This is a genomic window from Sphingobacterium sp. UBA2610 (genome assembly GCF_002339225.1).
Taxonomy (GTDB): domain Bacteria; phylum Bacteroidota; class Bacteroidia; order Sphingobacteriales; family Sphingobacteriaceae; genus Sphingobacterium; species Sphingobacterium multivorum.
On the sequence record NZ_DDKA01000018.1, the window covers coordinates 16,771 to 29,768 of the forward strand.

General features: G+C 36.8%; 13 protein-coding genes. 8 read left to right on the forward strand and 5 right to left on the reverse strand.

Annotated elements, in window-relative coordinates; genetic code table 11:
• Window positions 1–268: 268 nt before the first annotated feature.
• Window positions 269–1,882, forward strand: a complete 1,614-nt coding sequence (locus B4Z47_RS12470; RefSeq protein WP_115047660.1) for a hypothetical protein — start codon at window positions 269–271, stop codon at window positions 1,880–1,882.
• Between the two features lie 97 nt (window positions 1,883–1,979).
• Here B4Z47_RS12470 and recN read toward each other — a convergent pair whose 3' ends face one another.
• Window positions 1,980–3,653, reverse strand: coding sequence for a DNA repair protein RecN (gene recN / locus B4Z47_RS12475; RefSeq protein WP_201639497.1), 1,674 nt, complete (start codon window positions 3,651–3,653; stop codon window positions 1,980–1,982).
• Between the two features lie 302 nt (window positions 3,654–3,955).
• On the opposite strand from recN, the gene B4Z47_RS12480 reads away from it, so the two are divergent.
• Both B4Z47_RS12480 and B4Z47_RS12485 read left to right on the forward strand, forming a co-directional pair.
• A complete protein-coding gene (locus tag B4Z47_RS12480; RefSeq protein WP_286709849.1) occupies window positions 3,956–4,570 on the forward strand; it encodes a sprT domain-containing protein in 615 nt (204 codons plus the stop codon).
• A gap of 67 nt (window positions 4,571–4,637) precedes the next feature.
• A complete protein-coding gene (locus B4Z47_RS12485; protein ID WP_070567195.1) occupies window positions 4,638–5,051 on the forward strand; it encodes a hypothetical protein in 414 nt (137 codons plus the stop codon).
• A 175-nt stretch (window positions 5,052–5,226) separates the two neighbouring features.
• On the opposite strand, the gene B4Z47_RS12490 is transcribed toward B4Z47_RS12485, so the two are convergent.
• From B4Z47_RS12490 to B4Z47_RS12500, 3 genes are all read right to left on the reverse strand, one after another.
• A complete protein-coding gene (locus B4Z47_RS12490; protein ID WP_070567197.1) occupies window positions 5,227–5,487 on the reverse strand; it encodes a hypothetical protein in 261 nt (86 codons plus the stop codon).
• Window positions 5,488–5,654: 167 nt separating this feature from the next.
• Window positions 5,655–6,668 (reverse strand): PDDEXK nuclease domain-containing protein, encoded by a 1,014-nt coding sequence (locus B4Z47_RS12495; protein WP_286727378.1) that lies wholly within the window; start codon window positions 6,666–6,668, stop codon window positions 5,655–5,657.
• Window positions 6,669–6,838: 170 nt separating this feature from the next.
• On the reverse strand, window positions 6,839–9,019 hold the full coding sequence (locus tag B4Z47_RS12500) for a S41 family peptidase (protein ID WP_286727379.1): 2,181 nt from the start codon (window positions 9,017–9,019) through the stop codon (window positions 6,839–6,841).
• Window positions 9,020–9,224: 205 nt separating this feature from the next.
• Between B4Z47_RS12500 and B4Z47_RS12505 the strand changes: the two genes are divergently transcribed.
• The 3 genes from B4Z47_RS12505 (at window position 9,225) to B4Z47_RS12515 (ending at window position 10,921) form a co-directional block, all read left to right on the forward strand.
• Complete coding sequence (locus tag B4Z47_RS12505) at window positions 9,225–9,428, forward strand: hypothetical protein (protein ID WP_070567203.1); 204 nt, start codon at window positions 9,225–9,227, stop codon at window positions 9,426–9,428.
• A 142-nt stretch (window positions 9,429–9,570) separates the two neighbouring features.
• Window positions 9,571–10,356, forward strand: a complete 786-nt coding sequence (locus B4Z47_RS12510) for an esterase/lipase family protein (RefSeq protein WP_201639501.1) — start codon at window positions 9,571–9,573, stop codon at window positions 10,354–10,356.
• 10 nt (window positions 10,357–10,366) lie between these two features.
• Entirely contained in the window at window positions 10,367–10,921 is a 555-nt protein-coding gene (locus B4Z47_RS12515) for a hypothetical protein (protein WP_286727380.1), read from the forward strand.
• On the opposite strand, the gene B4Z47_RS24725 is transcribed toward B4Z47_RS12515, so the two are convergent.
• Window positions 10,918–11,121, reverse strand: a complete 204-nt coding sequence (locus tag B4Z47_RS24725) for a WGR domain-containing protein (RefSeq protein WP_083296024.1) — start codon at window positions 11,119–11,121, stop codon at window positions 10,918–10,920. The genes B4Z47_RS12515 and B4Z47_RS24725 overlap by 4 nt on opposite strands.
• A 212-nt stretch (window positions 11,122–11,333) precedes the next feature.
• Between B4Z47_RS24725 and B4Z47_RS12520 the strand changes: the two genes are divergently transcribed.
• The gene (locus B4Z47_RS12520; RefSeq protein ID WP_286709850.1) at window positions 11,334–12,074 is read left to right on the forward strand and encodes a hypothetical protein; all 741 of its coding nucleotides are present in this window, start codon (window positions 11,334–11,336) and stop codon (window positions 12,072–12,074) included.
• A gap of 393 nt (window positions 12,075–12,467) precedes the next feature.
• A complete protein-coding gene (locus tag B4Z47_RS12525; protein WP_070567618.1) occupies window positions 12,468–12,995 on the forward strand; it encodes a hypothetical protein in 528 nt (175 codons plus the stop codon).
• The last annotated feature ends 3 nt before the right edge of the window (window positions 12,996–12,998 follow it).

The window sequence follows — 12,998 nt, forward strand, 5'->3', positions numbered from 1 at the left end:
CTCACTTTTTTTATTGTACGTACCAACTGTAATTTCTTTTAGGTCTAATCCCATCAACAAATCTAAATCATTTTCTCAATATATCTGCTCCAAATTATTTAACCAGTATTTTTATCATATTTAAATAATTAACAAACTAATTTCAAAAACAAAATACACAAATGTGTAGTATTTCTTTTAAAGAATAAAATAATAAAAAAAAAACAAGTATTTTTAAAATAAAAAAAACAAAGATATTTTATTATTGTATTACGATATAAAAAAAGAAATGAAGAAATTAAACTTAATATTCTCTATCCTTTTCTCACTTTTATTTTGGAGTTGTAAAAAGGATATAAATTCCGCAGAAGTTACATCTAAATTGAATGATAAAGCAGAAATAAATTATTATGATCAATTCGCGATAATTCTTTCAAAAGCAGTAAAAGAAAATCCTGATATAAGGAATTTTATACGGCAAAATGCTCTTTTTGAAATAGATTATGACCATGATGTATTTTATCAATTTATAAAAGATGAAAAAATTACAAATGATTCAACATTCAAAGATATTCTAAAAAAGTATGAGTCTTCACCAAACCAGCTTGATGAAATTGAGCGCGCAGCGCCGCTATTGACAATTTTTGTTCCTACAATAGAACCTAGTAAGTTTTCTCCAGAAACATGGAAGAGTGCTTCGCAGATACCTCTTGTGGCAACTAATATTATGGGAAGTGATAAAAAAATACCTATTTATAGTGACGGGGACAAGGTTCTTTCGTTAAAAAGTAATGAAATACCAGGTTTTCCGGTTTTAGTTATTAAAGGAAACGAAAGAATTAAGGTAAAATCCAATTCGAAAGCTTCAGCTAAAAGTTTGCTTGCTTCTCCGGATTTCGAATTTATATCCCCTATATTTGATAATCTAAAGAATGCTAAAGCTATTTTAGCGACAAACCGAATAAAAGCTTCAACTTCATCAAGAATAACAAGTTCAAATGAAGCTGTATTAACTAATCCATTACCGATAGAACAATCGGTTATAGATGCATATAATATTTTTGGTACAGAGGTAGATAAATGGCAGCGAGACCATGTTTATTATAAATTGACACAAACTGATACCGTTGGCCCATTACAATCTAACATGGTAGAATCTGTGGTAGCATTAGGATTATCGACAGATGCTTTTTATAAAATTAGCGATCAAGCCGAAGACCCCAAACCCAACCCAAATAAAAATCCGATAATAAATCTGCCAGACAATTATACGAGATCCACTATCATTGATCTTATTCAAAAGAATATGTGGACAGATGGAAAATTTGAATTTAGATTTGACTTTTTAATCAATAATAAAGAAGGTATTGGTGCAACTTATCAATATTTCCTACCACTAGCACCTAAAGATCTTTTTAGAGTACAATATAATTATACTACTCGCACGACAAACGGAAAAAATCCTCAACTATTGATAGTATACACATCCGTAGAGAGTGCTCCGGGAGATCGTCGTACGATGGTAAATCTTAATATCCCAATCATAAATTGGAATATCAAATCTAATGCGCCAATTTGGAAAATCTCTTTAGCAGAAGTTGATACTCAGGAGGAAATTTTTGAAAAAGAGACTGTAACTAATGAATTTGCGACTAATTTTGGAACAAATTTTTCCATCTTCAAAATCGGATTTAATTTTGGTCACTCAAATAAAGAAACTTTCTCGAGAGAAATATCTACCAGAAGAACTTTAGGAGAAGATAATTTAGGTAGTATTTTAGTAAATTTTGGTGATCCTATTCTTAAAACGACCAAAGATAGATTCGGAGCTGATACGTATGTATTAAACTCATATAGTAATGCTTATTTTACTATCTCCGTGATGCCGGTCAAGACATTTTAAAATAACGAAGAAATAGGGAATTCCTTTAAAAATTTAGAAATTCCCTATTTCTTCGTTACTAATGATAGATTATACTAATACAAATCCCGAGCTATTTTCAGGGTTTAAGAGATTTTTTCAACAATAACTCTGCGTGTTCAAGTGCCGCATCTGTTGGATTAGCGCCACTAAGCATCTGAGCAATTTCCTTGACTCTCCCCTCTTGATCTAAACGAACAATGTTAGATATGGTTCGGTTGGCTTTGTCTTCCTTATATACCTTATAATGCGCAGCACCTTTAGCTGCAATTTGGGGCAAATGGGAAATAGCAATAACCTGCATATTCTCAGCAAGACTTTCCATCACCTCTCCTACGCGTAGCGCAACCTCTCCAGAGATTCCTGTATCGATCTCATCAAAAATAATAGTAGGTAATGCGGAAGTTTTAGCAACTAAGGATTTAATGGCCAACATAACACGAGAAAGCTCTCCTCCGGATGCAACCTTATGAATGGATTGCAATGCCTGTCCTTTATTGGCCGAAAATAAAAACTGTATTGAATCCATCCCCGATTCCCGCATATCCCCTTCCTTCAATGGTTCTAGATTAATTTGAAGTCGTGCATTCGGCATACCTACATTTGACAAGGTCGCCTGCACATCCTTTGCGATCATCTCCAGTACCTTTCTTCTGGCTGCTGATAGTTCCTTTGCATTTTTTTGGGCAATGGCTAATTTAGCCACAACCTCTTTTTCCAATCGCTCCAATTGCTCATCCGAAGAATTTATAGCAAACAGTTTGGATTCAAGATCATCACGTAATTTGATCAGCTCCTCAACGGAGTCCACATGATGTTTTTTCTGTAAGGAATACAATAAGCTCAAGCGCTCATTGATTTCCAATAAAGTACCTTCGTCGATTTGGGTATCCTCCTCAAGAGAGCTCAGCTCTGCAGCGACATCCTTCAGCTCAATCCATGTGCTCTTTAATCGTGCAGCCAAATCTGCAGCCTCAGGCAGAAATGAGGCAATGCCTTCCACCTGGCTCATCGTCTCTTTTAAACGGCTTAAAACTGCCGTATCTTCATTTTCCAATAGATGTGATGCCCCAGTTAGTGCACGCTTGATATCTTCTGCATTTTCCAACTGCCGCTGTTGTACTTCGAGCTGTTCCTGTTCATCTGCCACCAATCGGGCGGCGTCAAGTTCATCAAATTGAAACTGAAAATAATCCTGTTCTATTGCAGCTTTTTTTACCAGATCCTTAAATTCTTCGAGTTCTTTTTTTGCTTTCTTATAAGCGAAGAAGCTCTCTCGATAGCTTTGCTTCAGTCCGAAAGAGCCTGCTACACTATCCACTACCAAAAACTGAAAATCTTCTGTATTAATCTGCAATGTTGCATGTTGAGAATGCACATCAATCAACTGCTCGCCTAAAGCTTTAAGGATAGCCAGGGTGACGGGAGAATCATTAATAAATGCCCGGGATTTACCATCGGGAGATATCTCTCTTCGAATAATCGTATGGTCCGCGTAATCGAGATCATTTTCCTCAAAAAAACGAAGTAACTGGTAAGAACCAATTTTAAATTCCCCTTCAATCACACATTTCTTGGTTGGGTCGAAAAAATGCTTGCCTTCTGCTCTATTTCCTAAGATCCACGATAATGCTCCCATGATAATAGATTTACCGGCACCGGTTTCACCGGTAATCATATTCAAACCTTTATCAAATTGGATTTCCAATTCGTTGATGAGCGCATAATTTCTAATATGTAAGGTATCTAGCATATTCTTGAAGGTCTAATTACAGTTTAGAGGAAATACCGTTCCTCAATCGGATCCTATGTTTCATGAACCTTTCTGTAGGTAATTTACCTAAAACTCAGGCGATTTCAATATATTTTATTTAAAAAAACAGCTACTCTGCTTTAATAACATGCCCACTTTTAATATTCTCAGGTACTAAATACTAAAAATAATATCATTTTTCCAAATTAAAAACTACTATTTTTAGTAAACTGCTTTTATTTTTGACAAAAGGATGTTCTCATTTAGCACTATTGACATGAATAAATCCCTATTTTTATGGCATGCAAGATTATAGTGCTACGCTTAAAAAATACATGCCCGAGGAAGCTGCGCCGATTATATCCAACTGGATTAATCATACCCGCTGCTTATTTAAGATCTCTCGTTCAAGGAGTACCAAGCTGGGGGATTACCGTGCCCCATTCAAAGGGAGCCCACACCGTATCTCGGTCAACCACGACTTAAATTCGTATTCGTTTCTGATTACGACGATCCATGAATTTGCCCATTTACAAACCTGGAATAAACATCAGCATCGTGTCAAGCCACATGGTACAGAGTGGAAAAATAATTTCAAGGAACTGATGGAGCCCTTCCTTAAATTGAATATTTTTCCAATCGATATTAGCAGTGCCATTCATCGCTACATGGAAAACCCCGCGGCTTCGAGCTGCACGGACCTTCACCTGTTTCGCACCTTAAAATCATACGATACCGTCAAAACCAGTGCCCTTACGGTGGAATCCCTAGAGGATGGTCATTTCTTTAGGTTGCAAAATGGTCGCTCATTTCAACGTATTGAAAAAATAAGAAAACGCTATAAGTGCATGGAATTGAGTAGCAAACGCATGTACTTATTTAATCCAATAGCGGAGGTATTTCTGCTCGAACAATGATTTTTGATAAATACATTCATTATATTTTTATCTTTGCTAACTTAGGAAATAAATAAAGAGAGCTTTTATGTTACACTTACACTCGACTATAGCAATTGTATTATTGCTAGCCCTGGTGATATCGATCGTGATCACCCTATCAAACTATTTAGGCAACAAACCGTACAACCGTAAAATTGCTTTATTGGGTTTCATTGCATCGCATATTCAATTATTGGTGGGATTGATCTTATTCTTTTATTTAAAGTATCCATCGATGATCTCTGGCGCCGTAATGAAAGATCCGACATTACGTTTTAAAATCATCGAACACCCTTTAACCATGATCATTGCTATTGTATTGATTACAATTGGTTACTCTAAAGCTAAAAAGATTGAAAATGCAAAAAAAGCAAACCAAACGGTTGTTATTTTCTATATCATCGGTTTGATTTTGATTCTTTCACGTATTCCTTGGTCTACTTGGTCTCTTTTCGCGTAGTCTGCGATAATCATACAAAAGAAGGCTTCACCGTTGTGAGGCCTTTTTTGTGCCTTGTAGATCATGAAAGCATAACGGGACGGGATCGTCAACAATGAACTTGAGTTTAAAAAAAGGATTAAAATAAAAAAGCCCCAGTAAACTGGGGCTTTCAAATATCTTAGTTTACTTTTAATTAGTCACGGTTTTTTCCAAATCCCAAAATTCCGAAAACGGTTTTGAATGCGATAAGTGCACCTACGATCATAGCAATATTAGCTATTGCGGAAAACAAAAAAGTTTGTTGGCCCAATGCCGTACATACATCCGGTACAAAACGGATAAATGTACCTATTAAACCTAAAGCGATCGCTACTACTAATGTTTTGTAGTAATGAGTTTGGTTCGCATTATTATCAGTTGTCTTTGGACCTCTTGGTTGTACAGTTTCTGCCATTTCAATTTCGATTTTATTCGATACAAATGTACAAAATAATCTATGTTAGAAAAATAAAAATGAAAAAAGCGGAACCACTGTCATTTCATCCCCCAATACTGATAAATTAACCCCGTTTGACGCATTTAAAATATCTTTAAATGGCGCCGTATAGACGCTTGAAAAATCTACTCAGCGTCACCTTTACCTACAAAACTATCCAACTCTTTATTTACCTCATCCAGCAACTGTTGCTCTGTTGGTAAATAAAGCTCATATTGACTGGAGACAATCTGCTTTTGGTCTTCCGGAAGGGTAAATTTGACGACCGCATCGTTTTTACTGGCACAAAGTAAGATGCCAACTGTCGGATGCTCATGGGGAAGTTTTTCTATACGATCATAGTAATTGACATACATCTGCAATTGACCGATGTCCTGATGCGTTAATTTATGGGTTTTAATTTCAATGATCACAAAACTTTGCAGCAGACGGTTGTAAAAGACCAGGTCAACGAAAAACTCATCGCCCTCGATATGGATACGTTTTTGTCTAGCGACGAATGAGAAGCCATTTCCTAATTCGAGTAAGAACTCTTGAAGATGGGCAATAATGGCTCCCTCAAGATCTTTCTCATAGTAAGCGCTTTCGCGTTTCAAACCCAAAAATTCCAGTACCATTGGATCTTTGATAATCTCCTTCGCATCAGAAGGCATCTTTTCCTTTTTTGCTACAGCCAGTACACTTTCCTTATCGTTGCTAAGCAGCAGGCGTTCATATAGATTAGTATTAATCTGCCGCTCAAGCTGTCTGACTGTCCAATTATTCTTTATGGTTTCGGCAATATAAAACTCCCGCTGTTCCTCGCTATTAAGACTTAAAAGCAGCTTATACTGGCTCCAACTCAATTGCGTCCACAGTGTAGACACAATTGGAAATGTGCGATAAAATTGGCGGTACCAATTTAGCTGTCTATACGAAAAACCACTACCAAACTCAGGCTGTAATTCTGCTGAAAGATATTTTATGATGTATTTCCCATAATCCGCTCTATCCTTACCTTCCTGCTCCTGTTCAAAAATACGTTGGCCAATATGCCAGTACATCAATGTGCGCTGATGATCGACAGCACGAATCGCATTATCTTTGGACTGCGCAATAATTGCCTTTATATCGGATACTAAAGTTTGATCGGACAACATAATTGTTTATTTTATTGGTATTACTTCTGTAAGTGAGCAATACAAAGATAGCAAAAAAACAAACAATATACTAAATATTTTAGTAAATAAATTAAAAAATAATTTCCTTTAGCATGTCTGACTTTAAATGTATAATACCTCAATAACAACCATCCTATGGAAGGGCTAATCTATTGACTTAGATACTCCAATGCTTTTTCCATTACCTCATCCCTACCTTCGCGAATCCCCTTGATACTCGGTTTGACAATCTCATCAATTTTAATACCTACACGCTGGGTTTCACGTTGATCGGGATAATATATCCCCAGTCCGGAAAGCATTGTCCGCTGATTGCCCGGTAACTCTATGGAACTGACATTGCCATCAGCACCCGCTGTCGGTGATCCGAAAACCTTGACATTGGAAGCTGCCTGATAAGCCATCACATGATATTCCGCAGAACTCTGGGTATCTTCATTGACCAGAATAGCCACTTTCCCCTGATAGCAATCATTGGTATTCTCCCCAACTTGTAATGGGCTGCTCATTACAAAAGTGCCGGGATATTGAAGGCTCGTACTGCTAAAACGAACGAAATCAGTAGGCTTGGTCAACAACAAGGGTGTAAGCTTGAATACTAAAAAATCACCGGGATAATTGCGGTCATCAATCACAATACCTTTTACCTTGCTCCAGTTTGCCATATTTTCTGTGATCATCTTAGCACGCAGTAAACTGTGATTGATATACAAAATATTATTGTCCAGCATCTTAAAAGGCACGGTATCTCTTGAAGCAGGTTTAATTTGGCTAGAGGGTATCGCAGCAATATCTACTTTAATCGGCCGGCCATCACGCACTAACTCACAGGGCACAATCTCGCTATTGCTTGTCACAAGCTTTCGCGCCAGATCACGGTTGGCTACAGCTTCATTCGGTGTACTCATATAAGCCCAAAGCGAATCTCTGATTTCTTCAATCTTTTTATGTTCCTTACTGATGAGCACATCTCCTATGCTAAGTTTATCTCCGGATTTCTCACTATCAAAAACTTTAGTTACCACAGCTTTTCCTTCTATCATTCGGATCTCCACCGGCATACGGTACTTGCCATAATAATTTATCAGTCCTTTGGGCATGCTCCAGAGTCCGGTATGTGCATCTTTTACCTGGGATACCATCTTGAGAAGTGAAAGGCCATAAGAACGATCATCCCGACTCAGGATCATTTCGGGCACAGCGGTCTTTAAAACAGCATCCCATTTCGGATCCGTCAGATGTTTATAGGGGGAAAAATATTCGATCATATTCCAAAAGCGAAAGAGCGCCAATAAACGAAACCCCGCATCTGCAGAAAATACATTTTCATATTTTTTTTCATTCTTGAAAAGAACATTGCCAGCACCTCCAGCAAAACCAAAATAATGATGTTGATCAAAATTACTGTAGCGAATACGTCTTAATTTATTCTTGATATCATTGTTAAAAGAGAGACCATCAATCCAGCTATAATCTACTTCATGAACCACATTTTCAAGCTGTGGCTTGGCATAGTTGGCCGTGGCACCGAGACTGTCTAAGAGCATCGCATAATGAGCCTCAACAGATTTATTATCCTTTGCTCTAATAATAGCGTCAATGGACTTAAACAACTGCTGATCCCAATCATATTTTCCTTGCGCCACAGCGGGATGTCTATATTTCAGGAAACCCCATATTCTCCCTAAATCCACTAAGCGTTGATCAATCTCGGGCGTAGTATTAAAATCAGAAATCCCCGAACTTGCAGGTTCACTGATCCCTTTCGCAAATGGCACAAACATTCCTACTTCTTTGGTAATATCCTTACCATCTACAGTAATGAGCACATCATCAACCCACATCTTACCTTCCCCAGAAAGAAAAAATGCAATGGATATCCCTTCGGTCTGGTTTGGCACCAATTTAGTTTTCAGCTTAATATTTTCCCAGTTTTTTGTCCCATTCATTTGGCGGTTAGCCATATTGTCGAAAAAGACTTTGGGATCGATCCGTAGCATCATCGACGCATAAGACCCTGCGATGATATTCTCACGCTTGATCATCGCAGACACTTCAATGGAATCCCCCTTTAAATTTGATGGTAACCACATCATAATCCCTCCGAAAGCGCTGTTCTTCTTTATACTTTCAATCCGAAGTGCTCCTTTTGCACTATAATACGTATCGTGATCTATACCACTCTTAAAAGCCGTCGTATCCCCAACCTTGAACCAGGGATTTATAATCGGTTGATCAAATGAAAAGTTAAAATTTTGTTGACTAAACACAGGAGTAGCTACCGTTGTTAGAAAAACAACAAGGAAAATAAATAGGCGATTAGATTTCATAATTGAAAATTTTCATTAAATTAACCATTTAATGAATTATTAACAAAACATTTTTAACTTTCCACAACAATCTTTTTCTCGCTTTCCTCCGAGATTTTAAAATTTTAGGTTCGTTATAAAAAGCAGACAGAAAAGGAAATACACTACAATTTACTTTTATTCTATCATCAAGTTTGACTAAATTCACAAACAAGAAGAAAAGCAAATGAAAATAGTAGACAATTATTTATCTGGTTTAAAGAAAGCATACTATAGTAATGGTGGTGAAGAAACCTGGGATCATTTTGAACGGATTAAACATGGTGCAAGCAAAATAGATCTAGCGAAACTCCAGGAAGCATTTCCGGCAATCCCTCAGGGACTGGTAGATTTGCTCGAATATGTCGACGGGACTTATTGGCGGACCTGACAATAGACTAGCCCTTTAATGAAAATGAGTCGAATAGCTTAATTATAGAACCTGTTCATATAATCAATCCAGATCAAAAAATAGCAAGATAAAGCTGATTTGCAAAACCTATTGGATGGATGAAGATGTATAAAAAAACTCAATGACTGCCTTTACATTAAGATATCCCATCATATTGATCCACGGCACGGCTGCTGGGGATAACAGTTTATTTTGGGGCAGGATCCCCAAGACTTTCAAAAAAAACAATATCTCATTTTTTTATGGCAAGACCGATGGTTGGGGCAGCGTGGCTAACAATGCACAGATGCTGAAAAGAAATCTGTCAGATCTTGCAGAAAAAACAGGTGCCACTAAATTTAATCTCATCGCGCATTCTAAAGGAGGGATCGACGCCCGCTATTTTATTTCAACGCTAAAGGGACATCAAATGGTAGCCTCCTTAAGCACAATATCCACACCACACTTAGGAACACCAATAGCAGACTATCTAATGGAAAAACATCTATCCAGAGATTCTGTTACAAAAAAACTGATCCAACGTCTTTCTTTCTTATTTGGAGGGCAATCTCCCGCACCAATCGAACTAATTCGAGATCTCAGTGTAAAAGAAATGCGTGTTTTCAACCAGCTCAACCCCAATATGGACAATGTATTTTATCAGAGCTTTGCTTCGACAATGACTAAGCCACAAGATGATTTGTTCTATGCTTTGAGTTTTAAATACCTGAGGCGACTGGTAGGTGAAAATGATGGGATGGTCCCATTAGAAAGTGCAGTTTGGGGAGCAAACTTTAAACATATTCATGCTTCTCAGGGTATCTCACATGCTGGTATTACCGATGTCATCCGTAAAAATATTGGGGATGTGGATATACCGCAAATCTATTTAGACATTATTCGTGGATTAGGAGCTTTAGGATTATAACTATTAACAAATGTATACACTATACACGCTGATTTTTTTGATATGGTTTGGCATCCCAGGCCTATTCATCTATTTCACGTACTGGATCCTAAAAAAGTCTGGCCGTAAAAAGTTGGGAACTATCGTCTCGATTATTTTAATCTTGCCTTTTCTTATATTCGCGCTATACTTGCTATTTGATGATCTATTATTCTCTAAATCTGATGCAAGAAAACTACTCAGCGAACACCATATCACGCTAAAAGATGATTTTAAAATTATTTCCAATCAAAGTGGCGGCTTAAGAGATTACACACATCAATTTGAACTATCTATCTCCGAAAAAGACAAACAATCTTTTATTGATCAACGAAGCTGGAGTGACAAAATGGATGAAAGAATAGAAGTTCATACCACTGCAGTAGACAGATATGAAGGTGACACACTACGCGCTAATTATCACGACAAAGATTCCTATACCTATTCCATGTATCGTCCAAATGGCAAAGGCATCACTCCAACATTTATAAAAATCTGTGTATCCAATCATAAAAATACATTGACATACGAAGAGATCTTAGACTAATTCAATAACTGGCTGGCAGCCGTTGACTGTCGAACAGCGGATCCTCTTTCCTTGCTATCTGCATCTACAGCACCATTCTCAGAATAGCCTTTTTTAGTCTTCTCCGCAATTAGTTTTTCAGCATCCTTTAGACGGGCTTCCTCAGAATCAAAGGTTTTACTTTGCCCAGCCGTTCCGTTTCGTCCGTAGTTGACATCAATTAATTCGCTTACTGTTTAAATATAATGAAAGTAGCGCAAAAAAACGTATATTGACATTAAATCACAGACAGATCATGCGTATATATTTCTTATTCAGTTTTTCACTGCTATTAGTTACATTAACTTCAGAAGCCAAAATTTCAACAGTGGAAGAGTATACCCGAATATGGTCCGATCCCCCTTCTGACAATATGAAAAAGTACATGATTAAAATGGCTATTTCAGAAGGCTTAGATAAAAAATCCATAAAAATAGAAACCGATAGCTGGGGAGAAGTTATTCTTTCAGATATGTGGAGAAATACCATTAAATTTAGACGAGGTAGCCTGGGTGAATATACAACCGTAAATAAGAGTGGTATTAAACTGACTATAAAAGAAGACTTTTCAGGAAATATTGTCGTAAAAGATGAGGATGGAGGTGAAACTACTGTCAGAAAAAACAGTAGCGGCGATTTCGATCTTCCTAATCTAGACAGAAGTCCGTCCACAGTTTTTAAAAATATACACGGCAATTTAGAAATACGTGATGAAAAAGGAAATGTAAAAACTGTATCAAAAAATATTTTTGGAGGTCTCGACATCCGAGATAATCAAGGCAATAGCTCAACGATATCTAAAGATATTTTCGGCAATATGGAGATTCGAGATAACAAAGGTAATTCAAGCCGGATAACAAAAGATATTCTTGATAATCTCACTATCGAAAATAGCAATGGTCAACGTACCACAGTGAGAACTGATATTCTAGGTGGTAAAACAATTGAAGATAACAGGGGAAATCGTGTTTCCGTTCGAAAAGATATATTTGGAAATTATGAAGCTAGCGACAACAATGGAAATAGTGCATCCATGAAAAAAGACATTTTTGGCAAAATAGTTATTGATGATCCAAAAGGTATTTTAAATGACGCAGTGAAATTGCAATTGATCCAAGAACTTTCAAAGAACTAATTTTTTTCGAAAATTCACCTATTTTACAAGTGAATAATCCAAAATTACGATGGATCAAATATTATCGATTTAATTATAAATGAACTAACAAAACATCCTGAAATATCATACCGCAGGTCAAACACAAATGAGCTAAATATCTTTTGCACTCCTACTCAGGATTTTGACAGCACCTTTTTTTGAGGAATGATGAAAGGCTCAAGAACGTATTTACAAAGGTTTCAACATTCGCATAGTTAAAGATTTTCAAAAGAAAATTAAAATCCCTAAAATTGCAGTCTCATTTCAAGGAAATCGGATTTGATGTATTGATGCTATCAATCCTCAAATGATATTAGCGCTATGCAAATAGACCCTAAAAAGGGAAAACGCGAATTGAATAAAAATAAAACGATGAAAAAGATTATATTTTTTCTATTACTGATACCTTTTTGGGCAGCTGCTCAAGAACAAAATATTCAAAACTTTATCGTAAAAGAAAACCTTTCCAAAAATGGAAAACTGGCTGTAGTTGCATTGGATTCATTGGGAAACACCAATGAGACCATTAATGGCAATTACCTATTTACCATCAATGGTTTCTCGCAACCACTACAATTTCATGAGGGTGTTGCTGTCCCTAATCAGAAAATTGAGTCATCAACCTTTGTTTTCTTTAGCCATAAGAATCAACAAACTTCCAAGGGACGTTTATTCTATATCTATAAGAGCGATAGCGGACTCTCTCCTTTTGCCATTAGCGGATTGATGTTTTTGATTATCCCGGCCATTGTGTTAGGAATAGCTTACATGTTTAAAAAAGTGATTATGACGGCCATCGCGCTGGCTATAGTTTTCTTTTTATTCAACCATTCCCAAGGTTTGGATTTGAGTAAAATTTTTGAATCAATATTTTCAAGTCTCAAAAATCTCATCGGTTAACAA